The 23477-nt window shown below is 37.9% G+C and carries 16 protein-coding genes; 9 read left to right on the top strand and 7 right to left on the bottom strand.

Going from position 1 to position 23477, the window contains the following annotated elements:
* Positions 1-40: 40 nt before the first annotated feature.
* Together K5G00_RS18720 and K5G00_RS18715 are read left to right on the top strand one after the other, a co-directional pair.
* Positions 41-3157 carry an efflux RND transporter permease subunit gene (locus K5G00_RS18720; protein WP_238767718.1) on the top strand — a complete coding sequence of 1039 codons (3117 nt, stop codon included), beginning with the start codon at positions 41-43 and terminating at the stop codon, positions 3155-3157.
* A gap of 10 nt (positions 3158-3167) precedes the next feature.
* On the top strand, positions 3168-3461 hold the full coding sequence (locus tag K5G00_RS18715) for a PG0541 family transporter-associated protein (RefSeq protein WP_238767717.1): 294 nt from the start codon (positions 3168-3170) through the stop codon (positions 3459-3461).
* Between the two features lie 347 nt (positions 3462-3808).
* On the opposite strand, the gene K5G00_RS18710 is transcribed toward K5G00_RS18715, so the two are convergent.
* From K5G00_RS18710 to K5G00_RS18700, 3 genes are all read right to left on the bottom strand, one after another.
* On the bottom strand, positions 3809-6193 hold the full coding sequence (locus tag K5G00_RS18710) for a penicillin-binding protein 1A (protein ID WP_238767716.1): 2385 nt from the start codon (positions 6191-6193) through the stop codon (positions 3809-3811).
* A 94-nt stretch (positions 6194-6287) separates the two neighbouring features.
* A complete protein-coding gene (locus K5G00_RS18705; protein ID WP_238767715.1) occupies positions 6288-7085 on the bottom strand; it encodes a M48 family metallopeptidase in 798 nt (265 codons plus the stop codon).
* 243 nt (positions 7086-7328) lie between these two features.
* A complete protein-coding gene (locus K5G00_RS18700) occupies positions 7329-10550 on the bottom strand; it encodes a glycoside hydrolase family 2 TIM barrel-domain containing protein (protein ID WP_238767714.1) in 3222 nt (1073 codons plus the stop codon).
* A 287-nt stretch (positions 10551-10837) separates the two neighbouring features.
* On the opposite strand from K5G00_RS18700, the gene K5G00_RS18695 reads away from it, so the two are divergent.
* The 5 genes from K5G00_RS18695 (at position 10838) to K5G00_RS18675 (ending at position 15121) form a co-directional block, all read left to right on the top strand.
* Positions 10838-11218: a hypothetical protein gene (locus K5G00_RS18695; RefSeq protein WP_238767713.1), complete on the top strand. Its 381-nt coding sequence runs from the start codon at positions 10838-10840 to the stop codon at positions 11216-11218.
* A gap of 3 nt (positions 11219-11221) precedes the next feature.
* Entirely contained in the window at positions 11222-11566 is a 345-nt protein-coding gene (locus K5G00_RS18690; protein WP_238767712.1) for a translation initiation factor, read from the top strand.
* Positions 11567-11575: 9 nt separating this feature from the next.
* Positions 11576-12514, top strand: a complete 939-nt coding sequence (locus K5G00_RS18685; RefSeq protein WP_238767711.1) for a glycoside hydrolase family 43 protein — start codon at positions 11576-11578, stop codon at positions 12512-12514.
* Between the two features lie 21 nt (positions 12515-12535).
* Positions 12536-13369 (top strand): CvfB family protein, encoded by an 834-nt coding sequence (locus tag K5G00_RS18680; protein WP_238767710.1) that lies wholly within the window; start codon positions 12536-12538, stop codon positions 13367-13369.
* A 207-nt stretch (positions 13370-13576) separates the two neighbouring features.
* Complete coding sequence (locus K5G00_RS18675) at positions 13577-15121, top strand: alpha-N-arabinofuranosidase (protein WP_238767709.1); 1545 nt, start codon at positions 13577-13579, stop codon at positions 15119-15121.
* A 59-nt stretch (positions 15122-15180) separates the two neighbouring features.
* On the opposite strand, the gene K5G00_RS18670 is transcribed toward K5G00_RS18675, so the two are convergent.
* Genes K5G00_RS18670 through K5G00_RS18655 form a run of 4 tightly spaced genes read right to left on the bottom strand, consistent with a single transcriptional unit; the run spans position 15181 to position 20523 of the window.
* Positions 15181-16374, bottom strand: coding sequence for a DUF6340 family protein (locus tag K5G00_RS18670; protein WP_238767708.1), 1194 nt, complete (start codon positions 16372-16374; stop codon positions 15181-15183).
* Entirely contained in the window at positions 16375-17400 is a 1026-nt protein-coding gene (locus K5G00_RS18665; RefSeq protein WP_238767707.1) for a DUF6340 family protein, read from the bottom strand.
* A complete protein-coding gene (locus K5G00_RS18660) occupies positions 17397-18455 on the bottom strand; it encodes a DUF6340 family protein (protein WP_238767706.1) in 1059 nt (352 codons plus the stop codon). The genes K5G00_RS18665 and K5G00_RS18660 overlap by 4 nt, the downstream gene beginning before the upstream one ends.
* Positions 18456-18471: 16 nt before the next feature.
* Positions 18472-20523, bottom strand: coding sequence for a hypothetical protein (locus K5G00_RS18655; protein ID WP_238767705.1), 2052 nt, complete (start codon positions 20521-20523; stop codon positions 18472-18474).
* A 176-nt stretch (positions 20524-20699) separates the two neighbouring features.
* Here K5G00_RS18655 and K5G00_RS18650 point away from each other — a divergent pair, with 176 nt between their 5' ends.
* Positions 20700-22466 (top strand): M20/M25/M40 family metallo-hydrolase, encoded by a 1767-nt coding sequence (locus K5G00_RS18650; protein ID WP_238767704.1) that lies wholly within the window; start codon positions 20700-20702, stop codon positions 22464-22466.
* Positions 22467-23339 carry an alpha/beta hydrolase gene (locus K5G00_RS18645; RefSeq protein WP_238767703.1) on the top strand — a complete coding sequence of 291 codons (873 nt, stop codon included), beginning with the start codon at positions 22467-22469 and terminating at the stop codon, positions 23337-23339.
* Positions 23340-23477: the final 138 nt, after the last annotated feature.

Below are 23477 nucleotides of genomic sequence, written 5' to 3'. Positions count from 1 at the left end.
TTGCAACCCAATCAACGATAATTTTAAAAAGAATCAAATTATGAGTATATATAAAAGTGCAGTAAATAAGCCCATAACCACATTGATGATTTTTGTGGCTGTTGTTGTGATGGGCATATTTTCGCTCATAAACATACCAATTGATTTGTATCCGGATATGGAACCGCCTTATATTTCGGTAATGACTTCCTATCCTGGGGCAAATGCATCAGATATTGAAGCCAATATAACCAAGGTTTTGGAGGATGCGTTAAATTCGGTTGACAAATTGAAAGAAATAACCTCGGTTTCTTCTGATAATTTATCTGTTATCTCGCTTGAATTTGAGTGGGAATCAAACCTCGATGAAGCTACAAACGACATCAGAGATGTGATTGACCGGGTATTTGATAATTTGCCCGAGGGATGTGATCGCCCAACTATTTTTAAATTCAATACCAGTATGATGCCGATACTTTTTTATGCGATTACTGCAGAGGAAAGTTATCCTGGTCTTGAGAAACTGATCGATGAGAAAATTATTAATCCTTTAAATCGTGTAAACGGCGTAGGATCGGTTTCAATGGTTGGAACGCCCAAACGAATGATTTATGTTGATGTTGACCCGCAACGATTGGATGCCTACAATTTGACCATCGAACAACTCGGAAGTGTTATTTCGGCCGAAAATATGAACCTTCCGCTGGGAAATGTGAAAATGGGGAAGATGGATTACCAGATTCGGGTTCAGGGGGAATTTACAGAAAGTGAACGTTTAAAAAACCTGGTTGTAGCCAATTACGGCGGACGCACAGTTTATGTGCACGATGTTGCTACAGTACGCGATACTTTGAAAGATGTAACACTTGAAGAAAAAATAAACGGTGAAAGCGGAGTCCGGATGTTTGTAATGAAACAGTCGGGTGCGAATACTGTAAAGGTTGCGCGCGACATAAAAGCAAATCTGGAGGAACTAAAAACTACTTTGCCACCCGATGTGAAAATTGAAGAGATCTTCGATTCTTCAAAATTTATCAAAGGTTCTATAAGCAATCTTTCGCAAACCTTGATGTGGGCAATGATATTTGTGATTTTTGTGGTCTTGTTTTTCCTTGGTCGTTGGCGGGCAACATTTATTATTGTTTTAACGATTCCAATATCGCTGATTGTGGCTTTTGTGTATCTCTATCTCACAGGAAGTTCGTTAAATGTAATTTCATTAACCTCACTTTCCATTGCTATTGGTATGGTGGTTGACGATGCGATTGTGGTACTCGAAAACATTACCAGACATGTTGAACGCGGCAGCAGTCCGCGCGAGTCGGCCATTTACGCAACCAATGAAGTTTGGCTTTCGGTAATCGTTACAACGCTTGTCGTTGTTGCCGTGTTTTTCCCACTAACATTGGTTACCGGAATGACAGGGGTACTGTTTAACCAGTTGGGCTGGATTGTAACTATCACAGTTGTAACTTCAACGATTGCAGCAATTTCACTTACTCCTATGCTTGCATCAAAATTTTTAAGGTTAAGAGCCAAAAAGAAGAGGCGGAAATTAAGTTACGAAAACACCATCGAAAAGTGGATGGATAAACTTGACCGTTTTTATGAACTTAGTTTGAGAAAGTTGCTGAAGTTCAAAACGATTGTTATTATTTTTACTTTGGTGATTTTTGTATCCTCCCTATTTCTTACCCAATTTATTGGGACTGATTTTATGCCGGAATCGGATGAAAGCCGAATGTCGGCAGCGATTGAGTTACAATCAGGTTTGAGAGTGGAAGAAACTACACAGGTAACCAGAAAGCTGGAACAGCTAATTAACGAAAGGTATCCTGAGGTTACGCTTATTTCTTCTTCGTCAGGTTCCGACGATGAAGGAGGTTTTCTCTCCATGTTTAGTACTACCGGGTCAAACATCATAAACTTAACACTGGCTTTAAAAGATATTGAAGATCGGGAGCGGTCGGTTTTTGAAATTGCCGATGATTTCAGAGAACAAATGGCTCAGTTCCCCGAAATTGTAACAGCCTCTATATCTACTTCAACTCAGATGTTGGGGGGCTCCAATACCGTAGATGTTGAGATTTACGGGTATAATTTTGATCTGACAAACGCTTACGCTGAAAAAGTATTGGAACGTTTGCGCGGAATGGACGGAGCAAAAGAAGTTATCATCAGCCGGAAAAACGATAAACCTGAGCTTCAGGTTGTTTTAGACAAAGATAAACTTGCCGAACACGGCCTTTCAACAGCACAGGTTTCTACATTTGTTCGGAACAGGGTGAATGGTTTAACTCCATCTTATTTTAAAGAAGAAGGGGAGGAGTATGATATTAAAATCAGGCTAAAAGAAGATTACAGAAATTCTATTTCAGATATTGAAGAGCTGACTTTAATGACTCCTACCGGCCAGAAAATAAAGTTAAAAGAGCTGGGTAAAGTAGAAGAGTTCTGGTCGCCGCCAAGTATTGATCATAAAAGAAGAGAAAGAGTCGTTACGATTTCTGCTCTTCCCGATAAAGTCCCGCTGGGTGTACTTGCAGCCAACATAAAAGCGGAGTTGACCGGAGTTGAACAGCCCCAGGAAATTTTAACAACAATTGGTGGTGCATATGAAGATCAGCAGGAATCGTTTACTGATCTGGTTATGTTAATGGTTTTAAGTTTGATTTTGGTTTATATTGTAATGGCTTCTCAGTTCGAGTCTTTAAGAATGCCTTTTATCATTATGTTCTCTATTCCTTTTGCTTTTACGGGGGTAATTTATGCCCTTCTTATAACTCATACAACATTAAGTGTGGTGGCAGCGTTGGGAGCTGTCCTGCTTATTGGCATTGTAGTTAAAAACGGTATTGTGTTGGTAGACTATATAAATCTGATGCGCGACCGTGGCTACGAATTGTATGAAGCCATTGCTATGTCAGGAAAGTCGAGATTGCGCCCGGTATTGATGACTGCCATGACTACCATTCTTGGTATGTTGCCTTTGGCTATGAGTACGGGAGAAGGTGCTGAAATTTGGCGCCCGATGGGGATTACTGTTATCGGAGGGTTGATTGTATCAACACTGGTAACAATGATTATTGTTCCAACCATGTACGCCGTGTTGGCAAGTAAAGGCGAACGCAAAAAGAAAGAGAAGATTAGAAAACAATTTGTATTTATGGACAAATAATTTTAAAAAAATGAAAGCTGTATTTATTGTCTTTAACCAGGCAAATACCGAAAGAGTAGAATATATGTTGGATAAGTTGGAAATCAGAGGATATACATGGTGGAATGATGTGATGGGGCGCGGTACTGAAACCGGTGAACCACGAATGGGAACACACACCTGGCCCGAATTAAATTCTGCTATTCTTACTATCGTTCCCGATGAAAAAGTAGATATTCTTCTTGAAAAAATAAAAAAGATGGATGATATTAATGTTGAAGTGGGTGTGAGGGCTTTTGTGTGGGACGTGTTACAAACAGTTTAGTGCCAGGGAAAAATTGTTGATTATTTACAGAAAACTGTTTGAAATTTGTTTTTGAGATCTTGTTTTCCGCAGTGTGTAAAGATCATAATCTTTTTTAATTGCAGAATGCACATACCACGATATTTCGATTTTTAATACGAGTGAGGAATTTGATAAAACAGAGTTCCGGGGCTTTTGGCTCCGGAATTTTTTTTAGTCGATTCGTTTCAGGTAATTAAACTCTGTTACGGAAAAGATTTGGATTCGTCAAATATAAATGTAACACCTCCTGCAAATCACTGCTTTCGGTTTTGAAAAAAGATGCAATTAAATGTTATGAATAAGACTATTTCAGCGGCTTTGTCTTTTTACTTTTTTTTCTTAAATATACTTTTAATTGCGTTCCAAAGTGGTCTCGTTTTTTGCTCTTCTACCTGCCTTTCTTTTCTTTCTTTTAGCTCTGCATCATCTTTCCCACCAAAAATTTTAGCCAGATCAAAGAATTTTTTATCCGCCTCAAGAATCTCCTTGTATTGAGGTTCATCCAACATTGCAAGCAGTTCCGGTTCCGGCTGTTTAAATGTACTGTATTTTAAAGAAGCAAACTTTTGGTCGCGATACGTTTTATAGAAGAATTTTCCTACAATGGGCAAAGCCATGTATGCACCTTGTCCGTAGGTTGTTGTTCTGAAATGTACCCGGGGATCATCAGCGCCAACCCAACACCCTGTAACCAGGTTGGGGGTTATTCCTATAAACCAACCGTCTGAACTGTTTTGCGTTGTACCTGTTTTGCCGGCGAAATCTCCGGGAATGTGGTACACCGTTCGTATTCCCTTTCCGGTTCCGACTTCAACAACAGCTTCCATCATATTGATAACAGCACGGCAATTTTCCGGTGACAGCCTTGATTTTTTATAACCAGGATAACCAAAGGTTTCCAGGGTATTTCCGTTGTTATCCATAATTTCAAGAAGATAATGTGCCTGAACCGGACTTCCGTCATTTACAATTCCAGCATACGCTTCTACAATTTCTTTTAGTGAAATTGATGCTACTCCCAACGCTAAACTGGGGGTTTGGGGCAAGTCGGCAGAGATTCCGAGACTTTTGGCCACATCAATTACATTGGAAACACCTGTTTCAAGCAATACATCAACTGAAATGGTATTTATTGATTGAGCAAGGGCACCTTTCATCGTATAATACCCCTGGTATTCTTCGTGCGAATTTCGGGGAGCCCAGTTGTCATAATCTTCATAAACTGTAAACTTGTTTTCAAAATACCGATCAGGCGATAATCCTGTTTCCAGTGCCGCCAGGTATACAAAAGGTTTAAATGTGGATCCTGTTTGTCGCGCAGCCTTAACATGGTCATATTTAAAGAAGCGAAAATCGATGCCTCCCACCCAGGCTTTTAAATCGCCATTTTGAGGTTCAACGGCAATAAACCCGGCATTGAGTAATTTCAAATAATGTTTTAATGAATCAAGTCTTGTTATTTGAACTTCTTTAAAATCATCCCAGGTAAAAAGGCTGGTTGTAATTTCTTTATTGTAGCTGGCTAAAGCTTTGTCGATATCTATATTTGAGTTTCCTTTTTCCTTTTCAATTCTTCTGATTGCACTTCTGATTATTTCCGGATTTTCTCTAAAAATATCTCTAGACTTCCAGTGGTTGTCAAAAACTTTCTGGAGATTTTTCATGTATTCTTTAACCGACTGCTGGGCATAGTACTGGAGATTGTAATCAATTGTAGTTTTTATTTTTAATCCATCGGTATATAAATTATAATTTTCACCTTTTTCGTTGGTGTTATTTTTACACCATTCCAAAAGTTGGGGTTTTAACATTTCCAGAAAATAGGGCGCCGGCCCCTGGTTGTATGAAATCACTCTGTACTTAATCTCAAGCGGTTTTGCTTTGTATTTTTCGGCTTGTTCATTCGTGATATATTCATATTTTGCCATTTGGTCTATCACCAGATTTCTTCTGTCTAGAGCATGTTCGGGATATTTTCTGGGATTATAATAATTATTTGCCTTTAATAATCCGACTAAAACAGCTGCTTCATGAAGTTCAAGATTGGCTGGTTTTTTTGAGAAAAATCGTTCGGCAGCCACTTCAATTCCATAAATATTTTCGGAGAATGGGACCGTATTCAGGTACATGGCAAGAATTTCCTGTTTTGAATAAATACGCTCAAGGCGGTAAGCGATGATAGCTTCACGAAGTTTGTTTACAGGCATTGAAAACGGGCCAAGTTCTTCGCGCGGGAAAAGATTTTTTGCAATTTGCTGGCTAAGTGTACTTCCGCCACCGGCACTTTTATCCCGCAGAAGAATGGATTTAACAAGAACACGCAACAAAGCAATTTCATCAATTCCCCGATGTTCGTAAAAACGGGCGTCTTCTGTTGCAACCAGAGCATTTATAACGTTTGGAGATATGGCTTCAAACCTAATATTACTTCTGTTTTCTACGTAATAGCGGCCAAGAACTTTTCCATCAGCCGAATAAACTTCAGAAGCAACAGGTGTACTTATCTGTTTGAGCTGATAAGATGAGGGAACAGGGCCCAGTATCCCTAAAAATACCAGTAAGAAAAAAATAATTCCCAACAACATCAGCGCACCAGCTGATTTTAATACAATGGGAAGTATTTTTCTTTTTTTGCCTCTACCGGCTTTTTGTTTTGTTCGTAGAGGAGCTTTTTTTGCTGAACGTGTATTGCTGGTCTTTTTTGTTGCCATATTTTAAAATACGAAACTAAATAAATAACTCAATAGCAATAAAAATAGTATAAATCTATCGCCACTCTTACAGAAATAGTACGATATTTCAGAGTTACTTTTTATTGTTTTTGTAGTATTCAAGTGCTTTGGGCATAATCTTTTCCAAATTGCTTATTCTGTTTTCAGGGTTGGGGTGTGTCGACAAAAATTCAGGCCCTCCGCTCTGTCCCTCCGATTTCATCCTTTCCCAAAATAAAGGTGCTTCAGTCGGATTATAGCCTGCCATTGCCATAAAATATAAACCCAATTCATCGGCTTCACTTTCATGACTTCTGCTGTAAGGCAATATTACACCCAGTTGCGTTCCTACTCCAAATGCAGTCATAACCAGGTTGTGGGTTTCTTCTCTTTTTTCTTCCATGGCCTGCGACAAAGCCATTCCGCCCATTTGAAGAGCCATTTGCTGTGTTAGTCTTTCATTACTGTGTCTGGCTACTGCATGTGCTACTTCGTGTGCCATCACTACAGCGATTCCAGCGTCGTCTTTACAAATTGGCATAATCCCTTCGTAAAAAGCAATTTTTCCTCCAGGCATACACCACGCATTCATCGTTTCATCCTGAATAACATTAAATTCCCATTCGTATCCGTTAATTAATTCTCCGCGTCCAATCTGATGGAGATATTCTTCAACTGCTGATGAGATACGTTTTCCAACTCTTGTTACTGCATTTTTATATGAAGTATTTTTTGACAAGGTCGATTCTTTTAATACAGTATCATAGTTTTCATTACTCAGAGATAACATCTCAGAAGACGGGATTGCAGTAAACTGTTGCCTGTTTGTCAATGGAACAGTTGAACATGCTGTAAGAAAAACCGCAAATGCGAAATAGACAATTTTTTTCATTTTAAATACATTTTTGAAGTTATGAAAACGAAGAGTGTGCCAGAATTGTTCGATGAAATTTTTCCTTTTAAAAACACGCTTCTTAAATGAAATTCAGATTTTCGTGTTCAGTCCGTTCTAAAAATACTGTCCCTAATCGTCCGCAATTTGTGGAAATTAGTCGCTGGTTTTATACCGCGTTAATAAAGAAAAGAGCAGTGTTTCAGTTTTACACTACTCTTTTCCTCCCACAAGTAAAAATAACTATTTTGCCAACTCAGCAGTATCGCCGAGAACTGGCATGTAAGGTCTGATACTATAGTTAAATTCTGTTTTTTCAGTTTTTAGCAGGTATCTGTCCATTGGCGGCGGGCCGCAACTTGCCCCGCCAAGTCCGTTATGAGCCACATCAATCGAAAGAATTGTTTCTTTTCGTTTTGTTAGTTCGTACGGATGACTGGCTTTGTCCAAATCCACAGGAGTATAATGAAGTGCGCTGAAATCCATCACATTTTTGGCTTTTATCATAATTCCCTTTCCGGTTCGGTCTGTAACAGTAACCCATCGTACATCGCTTCTGTTTCCGCAATCCTGCGTTCTAACGTAAGGAACAAACATATCGTCAACTGTCGTTTCGTATTTGCTGATTGCGGCAGCATGTTTGCGGTCGACATAGTTTTCAAATGGGCCGGCTCCAAAATATTCAACATTTTCAAATCCTTCAGGAAGATTGATAATATATCCCAGTTTGGGTAGTGGCCATTCGGTTTCATCCGGAGTAAAAGTTGATTTAACATCAATAAAACCATTTCCGTGTACAGTGAAAGTCGTGTTGGTTAAAACCGAAAAACCTTTTGGTGCTGATGATTTCGCTTCAACTTTAATTTCTACTGTCGAAGAGTTAATATTATCAACAGAAACACTTTTCACTTCAGTTGACAGGTTCCACAGTTCTTCATTCATCCAAAATCTGGAGAAAGCTCTGTCGTTATCAACCGGCGCCCTGAAGATATTGAGCATTGGACCACCAACCGCATTGTATGTGACTGTTGGAGGAGCAGGCGGCTCATTTCTTCTTCTGAATGAACGATGAATTTCTTTTTCGGACGTTAATATATTCTGGTTGTAGTAACTTAAGTCGGTAATGGTTCCTATTTTTTTTCCAAAAACAAGATCAAAGTATTTTCCTGAAACCGTGATGTCAAAGTCATCTTCCGTAACTTTCATTTGGGGTAATTCCTCTGTCGCAGCAGTAACAGCAGGAATCATGTAGGGTATCTTAAACTGTTCCCACGCGACTGAATGTCCCTGTTTGGCCCAAATCTCATCAGTTTTTGTCGAGAATAATACTTTTAGAAAATATTCGCTGCCCGGATTTAGTTCTGGTTTTTCAATCGGGATTGTAACCGTTTTTGAATCGCCGGGTGCCAAATCAAGAGAATGCATTCCGTTTGCCTGAATAACTTTTCCGTCGCACTCCAACTGGTAAGCCAGGTTAAAGGCACTGAGATTATTAAACTGATATTTGTTGGTAATTTTTATTTTACCATTCAATAGATCAACCGGTTCAAAACCAACATATTGATACACCTTTTTTACCTCTTCCATCTTTGGTGTAATCTGTCTGTCTGGAGTAGTTAGTCCGTTGATACAGAAGTTTCCATCATTAGGGAAGTCATTGTAATCGCCACCATATGCAAAAAAGTATTCTCCTTCTTTTCCAGGTACCGGTTTGGCCAAACCTTGGTCAACCCAATCCCAAATGCAGCCACCAATTAATCGCTTGTGATTTTCGATAACATCCCAGTATTCCTTTAGATTTCCAACCGCATTTCCCATGGCATGTGCATATTCGCACATAATAAATGGTTTAGGGTTGTCTTTTGCCCCGGTTTCATCCAGCCATTCTACACTTGGGTACATAACAGATTCGATATCGGCAACTTCGTTGTATCTTTCATAATGAACCGGTCGCTCTGTATCGCGTTCTTTTATTGCATCGGCACAGGCAGCAAAATTTACTCCCGGTCCTGCTTCGTTACCCAAAGACCAAATAATTATCGACGGATGATTCTTATCTCTTTCCACCATGCTTACGACGCGTTCAACATGTGCTTTTTGCCACCTGACATCGTGGCCGAGAGATTCTTCTCCATAGCCCATTCCGTGCGATTCAATGTTTGCCTCGTCAATGACATAAATCCCATAAATATCACATAATTTGTAAAAGTCGGGATGGTCAGGATAGTGACAGGTTCGTACAGTGTTGATGTTGAATTGTTTAAAAAGTTCAATGTCCCTAATCATCATGTCCAGTCCCACATGTCGCCCGTTAAATGGATCATGTTCGTGCCGGTTTACACCTTTAAAGAGGACACTTTTCCCATTTACCCAAACCTGCTGGTCTTTTATTTCAATCTTTCTAAAACCATAATGGTTGGACAGTACTTCGCTTACTTTTCCTGAAGCGTCTTTTATAACAAAATATATCTGGTAGAGGTTTGGTTCCTCTGCCGACCACAGTTTTGGATTGTTAACTGTAACTTTTTCACTGATTTCCGATAGTTTTTTTGAAGAGACATTTTGAGCTGAAACAGTAGCAATTTTATCCTGTTCTGCCGGGACTTTACCATATTCGGCAAGATAAATATCGCAACTTGCAGAACCACGACTTCCAAAATTTCTGAATTTCATGGAAATATCAACCTCTGCTACCGTCATATCGTCGTTAAAAGTTGATTTTAATCCAAAATCCCACAAATTAAGTTTTGGAACAGAATATAAAAATACGTCGCGGTAAATGCCACTTAAGCGCCAAAAATCCTGGTCTTCCAGATAGCTCCCGTCGCTCCAGCGGTAAACTTCAACCGCAAGTGTGTTTTCTCCTTCCTCAAGATATTGAGTGATATTGAACTCTGCAGGAGTCATACTTCCCTGGCTGTAACCTACCTTACGGCCGTTTACCCAAATATAAAATGCACTTTTTACACCGGCAAAATGAATCAATACTTCACGGCCGTCCCATTCTTTCGGTATTTCAAAAGTCCGTCTGTAAGAACCTACCGGATTGGGATTTGAGTGAGCTGTGAAATTTTCAGGCACCGGCTCCATAACTTTGGGTGGATTTTTTGTAAACGGGTATCTGATATTGGTATAAATCGGTACGCCGTATCCACGGGTTTGCCAGTTCGAGGGAACATCTATATCGTCCCAGTAAGAAACATCAAAGTCGGGTTTGAAAAAATCAGTCGGTCGAAGATCCGGATGTTTTACCCAGTTAAATTTCCATTTCCCGTTTAAGTCTACCACATAAGGCGAGGCTACCAAAACATCAGAAGTTGCTTCTTTCAAGTTTTTAAATGGAACAAAGTAGTTATGAGCACTTTCTTTGTTAGTGCCGATAACTTGTTCGTTTTCCCAGTCGTGTTGTGCGTTTAACAAAGTTACCAGAAAAATGCTCGTCAAGAGCAATACGATTGATTTCATGATTTTTTAATTTTTGAAATTTTGCACATTGGTGCAATGTTTAACATGGTTTAGATTTTAGTCTGTAAAGATACTTAAGCCTGACAGAAAGGCAAGTAAATAGCTAAAGGAAAAACGAAAATGTTGTGTTTTTATCAACTATCTGTTTTAATTCTAAATTGAATGAGCTTAGGTGGTTGATAGTCAAAAGAATATTGTTTTTTGTGCCAGACAGAGTTTAAACATTTTTTTTATATTTGATGCGTGATTGAGCTGAAGATTAAATTTTTGCGTTGCATATAAAAACTATGAATTCAATTTCCATTACAGGTGCCTTTATAATCACCCTTTCGCTGCTTTCGTATGGAATAGGAAGTATATCTTTGCAACGGTTTAGAATGGTATCGCCGGGAGTTTTATGGTTTCTAACTTTGGGAGTGGTGCTTGATATTGTTGCAACTATCTTTATGATTGTGGGGGCTAAAAATCCAGGTTTTACTTTGCATGGATTTTTGGGATATTCAGCACTTCTGGTGATGTTGATAGACGTTATTTTTATTTGGCAGATTTATTATAGAGAAAATATAAATGCACACGTAGGTAAAAAACTTCTTACATACTCAAAAATTGCCTATGGTTGGTGGATAGTTGCTTATATAACCGGCAGCTTGTTAATAATTTGGAGATAGTTTATGGCAAAAGACTGGAAAGAAAGATTGGGAGTTGTATTTTCTACAAATCCTGATTTTCAATATGAAAATAAAAAAAACGAGGAGCAGGAAACACTTCCACCTCAACAGCAAAATCTGAAAGTTTCATTAGACCGAAAAAAAAGAAAAGGTAAAAGTGTAACACTTATTTCCGGTTTTGTTGGTTCCATGGATGATTTAAAGGAATTGGGAAAATTATTGAAAACAAAATGTGGAGTAGGAGGAAGTGCAAAAGATGGCGAGATATTAATTCAGGGAGACTTTTGCTCAAAAGTGATTGAAATACTTCACAAAGAAGGATACAAAGCGAAACGTTCGGGAGGATAAAAAAAGTAAATGAAAATGATTTTAAAAGAAATATTTATTGTTTTTGCATTTTTGTTTTTTTTGAATGTTGCTAGTGCACAGAAAAACAAAGATGTATACATGTTTTCCTATTTTATGGGAAATGGCGAGGACGGACTACATCTGGCCTACAGTTACGATGGATTAAAATGGGATGCATTAAAAAATAATCAATCCTTTTTAGCACCTCAGGTGGGCAAAGATAAACTAATGCGTGATCCCTGTATAATTTCCGGTCCGGACGGTAAGTTTCATATGGTTTGGACTGTGAGTTGGGGCGAAAAAGGAGTAGGATATGCGTCCTCTGAAGATTTAATTCATTGGTCAGAACAAAGATATATTCCTGTAATGGAACATGAACCAGCGGCAAGGAATTGTTGGGCTCCGGAAGTTTTTTATGATAATGATTCAAAACAATATTTGATTTTTTGGTCAACCACTATTCCCGGAAGATTTCCTGAAACAGAGTCGGGAGGTGACTCAGGGTATAATCATAGAATGTATTACGTTATTACAAAGGATTTTAAGAAGTTCAGCGAAACAAAGCTTTTTTATGATCAAGGGTTTAATGTAATAGATGGAACATTGGTTAAAGCAAAAAACAAATATGTACTTTTTCTAAAAAATGAGACCAGAACACCGCCTGAAAAGAATATAAGAATTGCGACCAGCGAGAAATTAACGGAAGGATACAGTCAGGCATCGGAGCCAATAACAGGCGATTATTGGGCGGAAGGGCCTACTCCAATAAAAATTGGGCGATACTGGATTGTTTATTTTGATAAATATACAAATCATAATATGGGAGCCGTTCGTTCCGCTGATATGGAAAATTGGGAAGATATTTCAAAAATGATTAGTTTTCCGGAAGGAACCAGACATGGAACAGTTTTTAAAGTTTCAAAAAAAGTTTTAAATAAGTTAAAGTAAAAACGGTAAATAAAATTCACCTTGGCTGAAATAGGAAAAATAAATACGCTGAAAGTTGTCAGAGAAACAGAAAATGGGGTATATCTTGACGGAGAAAATCTGGGCGAAATATTAATGCCTCAAAAGTTTGTCACCAAAGAGATTCGTGAAAACAATGAAGCTGTTGTTTTTGTATATTCTGACTCGGAAGACAGATTGGTGGCAACCTCAGAGGATCCACTGGCAAAAGTCGGTGAATTTGCTTATTTAAAAGCAGTTGCAACAAGTAGGTTTGGAGCTTTCTTGGATTGGGGGCTTCCAAAAGATATACTCGTACCTTTCAGCGAGCAAAAAAATAAAATGGAAGCTGGGAAATATTATTTGGTATACTTATTTGTCGATTTGCTAACCAACAGAATTGCTGCCTCGGCAAAACTTAACAAGTTTTTGGATAATACACCGCCTGAATATAACCAGGGAGAAAAGGTACAATTGACCATTGTTGAAGAAACCGATTTGGGTTATAAGGCAATTGTTAACAACGAACATTGGGGGATTTTATATAAAAATCAGGTTTTCACTTCCCTTTCTACAGGACAAAGAGTTACCGGATATATAAATAAGATTAGAGAAGATGATAAAATAGATTTACTTCTTGAAAAGCCCGGTTACGAGAAAATTGATTCTATTTCTCAAAAAATATTAGATGTCTTAAGTGAAAACAGGGGATTTATTGCACTCACTGATAAATCTTCACCCGAAATGATTCAGGCCATGCTTGGAATTAGTAAAAAGAACTTTAAAAAGGCCGTGGGAAATCTATATAAGAAACGAATAATTGAGTTTAAGTCGGATGGAATAAAGCTGCTTGATTAAACCGGTAAACTTCATTTTTTTGTAATCTGATTTTTATTTTATTGATTTATGTCTTTGTGTTTGGTATTGATTTTTAGTTCGATACAAATGTACTGTGTTTTTATAAGACAATGAGTGTCATATTTACGTTTTATTTTGAAATTATCATTTTATTCACTATGTTCGTTTAAAAATAAATACTTAATAAACCATAAAACCAATAATAGAATGTATCTCAAAAAAATTTTAGGCGGATTTTTAGTGCTAGTGTCTTTTTTAGCAACAGCACAGAACGAAATTGTTGTAAATACTGACTTGGGAAAAGAAACGATCAGCAAGGATATTTACGGCCATTTTTCCGAGCACCTTGGTCACTGCATTTATGGTGGTTACTGGGTGGGCGAAGATTCAAATATTCCGAATACAAATGGGATAAGAAATGACGTAGTTGACGCATTAAAAGAAATTGCCATCCCAAATTTACGGTGGCCGGGTGGTTGTTTTGCCGATGAATATCACTGGATGGATGGAATTGGTTCGCGTGATGAGCGCCCCACCATGATCAATACGCATTGGGGAGGTGTAACCGAAGATAACAGTTTTGGAACACATGAGTTTTTAGAGCTTTGCAGCCAGTTGGATTGTGAACCTGTAATATGCGGGAATCTTGGAAGCGGAACTCCACAAGAGATGTCGCAGTGGGTTGAATATCTTAATTCGGGCAATGTAAGTCCAATGACAGATTTAAGAAAGGCAAACGGCAGAGAAGAACCCTGGGGCGTGAAATACTGGGGCGTTGGAAATGAAAGCTGGGGCTGCGGCGGAAATATGACAGCCCAGTTTTATGCCGATAATATGCGCCGGTTTTCAACCTTTACAAAAAATTATGGTGAAAATCGTTTGTATAAAGTAGCATGTGGTCCTAATGTTGATGACTATAACTGGATGGAAACCTTAATGAAAAACGGAAATCCCGGGGGAAGTTTTCAGGGAATCTCTCTTCATTACTATACCGTTTGTCACACGTGGAGACAAAAGGGGTCGGCTACTCAGTTCGATGAAAAGGAATATTTTACGACCATGGATAAAACTCTTTTTATGGATGAGTTGCTTCGAAATCATATAACAATAATGGATAAGTATGATCCACGAAACAGAGTTGGTTTGATTGTTGATGAATGGGGAAACTGGCATGATGTTGAGCCGGGAACGAATCCAGGCTTTTTGTATCAGCAAAATACGCTTCGTGATGCTATGGTGGCGTCGGTAAACCTCGATTTGTTTAATAAGTATTGCAGAAGGGTTAAAATGGCCAATATCGCACAAACCGTAAATGTGTTACAGGCAATGATTTTAACGCAGGATGGCGAAATGGTAAAAACACCTTCGTATTATGTTTTTAAAATGTATAAAGTTCATCATGATGCAACTCTTTTGCCTTCTGACGTAACTTGTGATAACTATACCTACGAAGAAGAATCGGTTCCTGCTATCTCGACTACGGCATCTAAAGCTGCCGACGGAAAAATACATATAACCTTAAGTAACCTGGATCCGCACAACAGTAAGGAAGTTCTTTGTGAAATGCGCGGAACTGATAAATTATCTTTTGTTACAGGAAGTATAGTAACCGGGGATAAAATAAACTCATACAACGATTTTGGGAAAAAAGAAGAAGTCTCTTTAAAAGACTTTAAAGATGTAAAAGTAAATGGAAATTCTTTGACTGTAAAAATGCCTGCAAAATCGATTGTAATGATCGAATTGAATTAGAAACCTTAATTGCATCATTTCAAATAAATAGTCGGATTTTGAAAAAGATTCGGCTATTTTTATAGAGTATAATCCAGTTGCTGATTGATGAGTTTAAAATTCAACTTTCTTTGGCCTAGTATATTTATGTAGTCCATACAATTGAGGTAGTGAAATTCATTTTTGTTTCCAAATACCTGAAAAGATTTCACAACCCAGTCTATGGCAGCTTCCAAATCACCCTGCATTTCACAAGCTACTCCAAGGTTATACATTGATTTTGCAGCGATTTTTTTGTTGGGATTTTTTACGTTGGCTTTCCATATTTCAGCTGCCTCGAGCCATTTTCCTTTTTCTACCAATTGTTTGGTTTTTTGCAGTTCTACATGTCCCGAAATGTAATAAAGCCTTTGTTCTGTGCTCCAATGAGGGATAAGTTTTTCAACCAGCCTTATTCCCATTATATCGGCTGCGTTTAGAACTGCATCCCTTCGCGGCGGGAGACTTTTTTCAACGTATGACTTAAGTTCTTCATGGCTGTCCCATGTTAGTGTATCAAGCTGGTCATAAAAAAAAGCAGATTTATAGGTTCTTAAATCATAGAAGTTCCATAATCCAACACCATAAACAGAAGTATTACCATAGAAATGATTTGTTGGCAGTTTTTGTACAAGTTCAACATCAACGGAAGAAAAATAGTCAAGAGAAATAAATAAATCGGCATGTGTCGAATCCGCGATTTTTTTTAACTCTTCTGTAGTATATAAACCAAGTTTGGGATCCAATATTTTTTGAGTTTGTTTTCCTATTCCCGCAAACTGGTTCTGTTTAGCTATTTGACTTAACAATAAAACTGAAGGATACAAAACATATTCATCTAATTTTGAAGTGTCAACTTCATGAAGGTGAACCAGGGAATCAATAATATAATACTGTGGTTTATCATTTTCGTTTAATTCAATTATGGAGTCGAAATAAATTTGTTTATTCAGATTTTCAATAGCAGAGTTAAAATAAATTATGGAAGCTAAACTATCCAATTTTGTAGTATCGATGTGAGCCTTCGAATTTATATAATAGGTACTGTTGTTTGAATAATAAGAATCCATGATATTATTGTAGCGGATGGCTGCTGTTGTATATTTTTCAGGAAGAATGAGTTTTCCCGGTTCAACGACCTCAATGTCAATCAAACTATAACTGTATAGTGTGTTGCAACCTTGTAGTGCGCCTAGTGTAATGATTAGGAGCAGGAAATAAAGGCTTGGCCTCATTTAGTTCTGGCTATTTAGTTTCGCAATGTCTTTTTTTCTTTGTTTTAATATATTCTGATACGAGAGTATCATTTTCAGTTCTTCTTTATTTCGGTATTCAACTGCAAGATTTTGAGCCGCATTTGCCCAACGTGAGGCCATCTCAATATCATCTTTCATTTCGTAGGCCAGCGCTAGGTTATAACGGGCGTTTATAGCCAGCTTGCCGTTGTTCTCTGAAGCATATTTTTCCCACAAAGCAATCGCTTTGTTCCAATCTCCTTCGCTAATATAATTAGCTGCCTGTTCAAAGTCGGGGAGTGGCGGTATGGAATATATCCTTTTTACGGTTTGCCACGATGCAAAGAAGCGTTTCGAGTAATTTTCCCCACTCAATTGTGATGCAATTCTCAATGCTGTTTCGCGTGGAGGTAACTGGTAATTTTTGTTGTAATTTCCGCTTTCATCGTATCCATTCCAAAAAACTGTATCGATTAATGCTTTTCTTTCCACCAGATTTTCTTGTACCGGATCAAATACCGCCCAAACATTTGCCGTAATTACCTCGTTCGATTTTGGCGATTCGTAACTTTCTGAATACTCAGAAAAAAAATACGAAAATGTTTCCAGAGAAATTAACAAGTCGGTGTGAGTTGTTTCTGTAATTTGTTTGACCAAATCAAAATCTAATGGAGGAAGTTTGCTTCCCGAATGTCTTTTAAAAGAATGATAAGGCATAATTTTAATATCAGTAAACGCATTCTTTGTTTTCAGGTTTTTTGCTAATTCATTTAAACACGCAGTAACCAGAATACTATCAAGTTTATCCGGATTCGTACGGGCTTTTCGAAGCTTGTAATCATCTTTATAGTAGCGTTGAAGGGTATCTGCAGGATATTTGAAATTTCTGTAAACCAAAACTACACTTTGGGCATCAGAAGGTATCGGAATATCGCCGGGTTTATAAATATCAATCGGATATTCTTTGTAAACGGTGCATGAAGAGAAAATGGCAATGATAAAGGTGAGTAAGATAAATCGGTTCATGGCTTTAAATTTTTAAGTTCTTTTTTCCTTTTCTGAAGTTTTTCCAAATAGGTATAAGTTTGCGACCTGAACATTGTTTCATATGATTTTACCGCCCATGTTACTGCCTGATCTATATCTCCCAATATTTCGTATGCTACAGCGATATTGAACTGTGCTTTACTTTTTATTGATTTTGAATCGCTGCTACTTTCTAATTCCTGCCATACAGCTATGGCTGCCTCCCATTCTCCATTTTTGGCCAAACTTGCTCCGTGTTCCAACTCATCCGGCCCCGAGGAAAAATAAGTTCTTCTTTCGCTTCGCCACCGGGTACTTATTTTATCGGAAAGATCGAGTGCAATGGCGATTCCAGCTTCTGTTAAAGCTTGCTTAACAGGTGTAAATTGACCAAAAAGTTGCCGCGCATTAATATCTGCATCTTCCCAAATTAATGTATCCCGCAAAAATTCGCGCAAAAGCACTTTTTCTTGCTCCGGATCGTAAACACGAAACATAACTTCATAGTTGATTTGCATTTGTGCAGCCGACGCTTCAAAATAGTTGTCGCTAATCGGGTCATAAAATGTTTCCCTGCCGTAATCAGTTTCAAGTGTCGTTTTGTAGTAGTCCATAGATAAAACTGCATCGGTATTGTATGTCTCACAAAGGTTCTTAACCTCTTCCCAAGACATCTCTAAACTCAGGAATGAATTTTTTCTGAAGTCAAGAAAACGATCAACGGGAATAACATAGTCGTACCTTCCTGACTCAAACAATAGTTCTCCCAAAGCTTTCATGGTTGTGTCAACAGCTTGCAAATCATAAATCGTGGTATCGAGATCAAACTGCTTTCTGAAAAATATATTTTGCAGAGAATCGGACTCAAGATTTTGATACTGATCATCCACTGTCCGGTTTACAATTGTCAAACTCCTGATGTTGGCTGGAAGTTCCTTGCTTCCGGGTTGCGGAATTTCAATGGTCAGATTTTGCGTCGTTACACACGAAACAAAAGTGACTGCAAAAATTATTATTGAAACAAATTTTAGTGCTCTTTTTAATTGTTGTTCCATATGCTCATGAAACCTTTTAATAAATACCCCAATATTTCCTCAAAAACCATTCCACGCTCAATAGTATTAGTACAACAGCAAACAGCCATCGCAGGTTTAACAGTTCATTTATCATTTCCTGAAAATAGACAGATGGTTTTAATTCCTGGTTGTTTTTTATATCGCTAATCAACTGTGAAGTTTGCCCGGGATGATAAAATTTTCCGCCACTTAATCCGGCAAGTTGATAAAGGACCTGATGATTTGCTTTACTCAATGTATTTTCGATATTTACAGTAACTACAGTAAAATTACCTGTTTCTGTAAATGTTTCCTTACCAATATTTACTTCTGCGTTAAAGGAGTAATCCCCCTCCGGCAGGTGTCCTGCATTTAAAAAGTAATTGTCGTTTTGCTCGTCAAAAGTAAAGTCAAATTCCTCGCCGGCCTCGTTTAAAATTTTGATTTTGATCTCTTCTGTTGTAATTTTTTCATACGATTCATTATATACTTCCGCTCTGAAAATAACTTCTTCGGTTTCTGCATAAACCGGTTGGAAATTAATAATAAAATTATCTTCATTTTCACGTAATGCGAGATACTGAACCAGTTGGCTTATAAGTTCATTAAACTGGGCCTGGTTTTGTTCAAAATAATAGTTGTACAGTCGCCAGCGCCAAAGACCTTCACCAAAAATAAAACCGGTTTTTCTTCCATTTATATTTCCCGTTATAATGAGTGGTTTGGCTGTTTCAATATTTTTAATTTTTTGGTAGAAAAGTGTGGAGAACTCGGGATTTGTTTCATAATCTGCAAAAGGGGCGAGTAGCGGAGGAAAACGTCGGGCTATTTCTGTTAGTTCTTCACTCAGTGTAAAAATGCGATATCCGGGGTTTATTGTCGCCTGCACTTCCTCTTCTGAGCCGGCCAGTGGTGTAATTTTCGCTCCCTGGTCCAGTGCATTTAGTTGCGGTAAAAAGGTTTTATTTCCAACAATAAACAAAAGAGGTAACCGATTTTCCTCAGCCTTGCTGATGATGGTTGCAGCTGATTTTGATGCGCTTGGCAACTGATTTAAAATGATAAGGTTAAAATCTTCCAGATTGGACGGATAAGGCTCGTCAGTAAAAACAGAAACTTCGTAAGTTTGCTGCAGATCGAGTGTGTTTTTTATTGCCCCGATATCAGGGTGTGGCCCGTCAGAAAGAATCAGAATTTTTTGTTTGTTTTCCAATACATTTATAACAAATTCCGATTTATTGTTGTCGGTATTTCTTTCTTTTTCTGCGTATTCTATTTGTACCGAAAAGTGTTTTAACCCAGGTGAGCCAGCCTCCAAAACAAATTCCTGCGTAACAAAATAATCGTCGTTGACGGGAGTGATAACTTTTTCTGTAACTTCGGTTTCATCTTCGTATACTGTTAACCTGAACGGTATATTTCTCAATTTTGAAAAATAGGTTTCAACTTCTACCGGAAAGCGGTTTCCTGAGAATGCTGTTCGGTTTACCCTAATATTTTCGATTCGGGCATCTGTCGTCTCAAGGGTATCACCTAATCCAATGGTGTAAACCGGGTAGTTTATCTCATCAGCGAGGTTTACAGGATTTTTTCCCTGGTTGTATATTCCGTCACCTGCAATAACAACTGCGCCAATATTTTCATTAAAATGATTGTTGTTTATGGTTGAAATCAGTTCACTGTAATTTGAATTTTTATCTTCAAAATTCGGTTCGCTTGTTAATCTTGTATTTTCACCAAAAGCATAACTTACAATGCTGTAGGAATTCCCCAATTCATCAGAAATTTGTTGCCGGGTGTTATCAATTTCATTTTTTATCCGGCTGGAATCCGGCACTGAAATCATAGATGCAGAATTATCCCACGCAGTAATGATTATCGGATTTTGAACAATTTTTTTTAGGTTTTTTATAAACGGAGACAACAATAAAAATGCAACTAAAAAAAACGAAATAAAACGCAATGCACTCAATATACGTATCTGATTTTTAGTTAATTCTTTATTGTTTGTGTTTTTGTAATAAAGAACAATTACTATTATTGCCGCAGTAACAATTATAAGCGGCAAAAATATAAACCAGTATTTTGTTCCAAAATCGATCAATGCTAAGTCAAATTATTTTAAGCCCGTAAATATACATAACTCCTTTTTTTAAATCGTGATTAATGCGTAATATTACAGGCTCATTTTATAAACAGTTTTATAATTCCATGTTGTGAAACAAGAATATAAATTGAACACAAATGAAAAACATAGTCTTTATTCTTCTTGTATTTGCAGTTGTTTCATGCGGTAAGATATATAATCCCGATATAACAGTTGAAGATTTAAAAACAAATATAACATATCTAGCATCAGATTCTTTAAAAGGTAGGAAAACAGGGGATGAAGGAGATCGTCTTGCTGCGGAGTTTATTCGAACAAAGTTTGGAAATGCGGGTCTGGACTTGTTATTTGATAATGGTTTTCAAAAGTTTAGCCTTGTGGCTTCAGCGGAAGTCGGTGAGAGAAATACTTTTTCTGTTAATGAAATTTCGTTTGAAGTTGAAAGTGATTATTTGCCCTACGCTTTTTCTGCAAATACAGAAGTTGAGGCGCCTGTTATTTTTGCAGGATACGGGATAGATATTGATAAAGATACGTTGATGTGGGACGACTTTGCAGGTATCGATGCCGAAGGCAAATGGATAATGGCTTTACAGGGCGACCCCGATATGGATAACCCTCAAAGCCCATTTGTGGAGTTTTCTTCGGAACGTGCAAAAGCATTAACAGCTTCAGATAAAAATGCTGTAGGTTTAATTTTGGTGGCAGGCCCCACTTTTAGTGAGAATGATGAGCTTTCGTCGTTGTTTTTTGATAAGAACAGCAGCAGATATTCCATCCCGGTTATCCAGATTACACGTGCTGTTGCCGATAAAATTCTGGCTGGAAAAGGGGAAACAGTCACATCCCTTGAAAAACAGATATCGGATGAAAACAAACCTGTTCAACTGGAAACAGATACGAAAGTAAAAGCAATCGTAAACATTCAGCTTAAAGAAACACAATCGCAAAATGTAGCAGCTATGCTTCCCGGAAAAGACGAAAATTTAAAAGGCGAATATATTGTGGTTGGTGCACATTTCGACCATTTGGGAATGGGCGGGCCAGGGTCCGGTTCGCGTGCTGTAGATACAATTGCTGTTCACAACGGAGCCGATGATAACGCATCGGGGGTAGCTGCAGTAATTGAACTTGCCGAAAAATTTGCCGCAACCGGAGAAAACAAACGAAGTATCATATTTGTAGCCTTCGGGGCTGAAGAGATGGGCTTGGTTGGATCAAAAGCTTTTACTGCAGATCCGCCTGTTGAAACAGAAAAAATGAAGGCTATGTTTAATTTCGATATGGTAGGAAGACTTGATACCACCACAAATGCAATAAGTATCGGAGGAACAGGAACTTCAAAAGAAGCTGAAGATTTATTAAAACAATTGAACAATGGTTTTGAACTTGCTTTTTCTGAAGAAGGGGTTGGGCCTTCTGATCATGCTTCTTTTTATTTACAGAATATTCCGGTATTTTTTATTTCAACTGGAGCGCATTCTGATTATCATACACCCAACGACGATCCTCAGTTTATTAATTATGAAGGAGAAAGAAAGCTGGTTGAATATTCGTATTCCCTTATAAAGGAAATTTCCTCGCGGGATGATGCTTTAACTTTTCAGGAAGCAGGGGCAAAATTTCAACGTAGTCGCGGAGGCAGGTTTAAAGTTACATTGGGAATTATGCCTGACTATGCGGGGCTTGAAAAACGAGGGATGCGAATTGATGCCGTCAGTAAAGGAAAACCTGCTGATAAGGGAGGGATGAAAAAAGGAGATATTATCACTGCCATAGAGGGGAAAAAAGTCGGGAATATTTATGATTATATGAATCGCCTGCAAACTCTTGAAGCCGGTCAACGAATTTCGGTTGATATCATCAGGGACGATAAAGAAACTGTATTAATAATTGAATTATAAATGAAGAAATTAATAATAGGATTTTTTGTTTTTTTTTTAACATCATTTCAGCTAAAGGCGCAACACTTTGACGTAGAAAAGTCAGTTTTGGTTTATAAACAGATAGACGGTCACCAGTTAGAAATGATAATTTACAGACCAACAAAACTGAGTGATATAAAATTGCCTTCCATTGTGCTGTTTTTTGGAGGAGGATGGGTTAGCGGAGATCCAAGCCATTTTCAATTGCAGGCCGAGTACTACGCATCAAGAGGCATGGTTGCTATTTGTCCGGATTATCGCACAAAAAACCGCCATAAAACTTCACCATTTGAGAGCGTGAAAGATGCACGTTCGGCAATGCGATATATAAAAATACATGCTGATGAGTTGGGGGTCGACACCAGTAAGATTGTTGCCGGAGGAGGCTCTGCCGGTGGACATTTGGCGGCCTGCACAGCAATTATCGATAAAGTCAATGAATCCACCGATGACTTATCAGTTTCGCCGGTTCCAAAGGCTTTGATTCTTTTTAACCCCGTGGTTGACACAGGAAAAAAAGGATATGGTCAGGAAAAAATGGATGGCCGGGAGTTTGCTCTTTCACCTGTTCATAATATTTCAACGGGCGTACCACCCACTCTTATTATGCATGGTAAAAATGATACCACCGTTCCCTATGAAAATGTGGTTCGCTTTAAACAGGCTATGAAACAAGAAGGTAATAAGTGTATTTTAAAAGGATATCGCAGGCAAACACATGGCTTTTTTAACTATAGTCGGAGTCCAAGAAATTTTCAAAAAACACTCAGAAGATCTGAAAAATTTTTGGAGAAATTGGATTATTTAAAAGGAAGCAGTTGGTTAAAAGAATATTGTGATCAAATAAAATAATTGAATTTATATCCTTTATATGATTTCCGGTTTTGTTTAATATTGAATTTTGTTTAAATCCCCTGACTACTTCATATATTACTTTTGTTTAGGAACTTTTACCATTTTGTGATACTTCTGTGATGAACTGAACATACA

Source organism: Maribellus maritimus (assembly GCF_022267315.1).
In the GTDB taxonomy this organism is placed as follows: Bacteria; Bacteroidota; Bacteroidia; order Bacteroidales; family Prolixibacteraceae; genus Draconibacterium; species Draconibacterium maritimum.
Note: the sequence above shows the minus strand (reverse complement) of the source record. Positions and strands in the feature narration are given on the sequence as shown.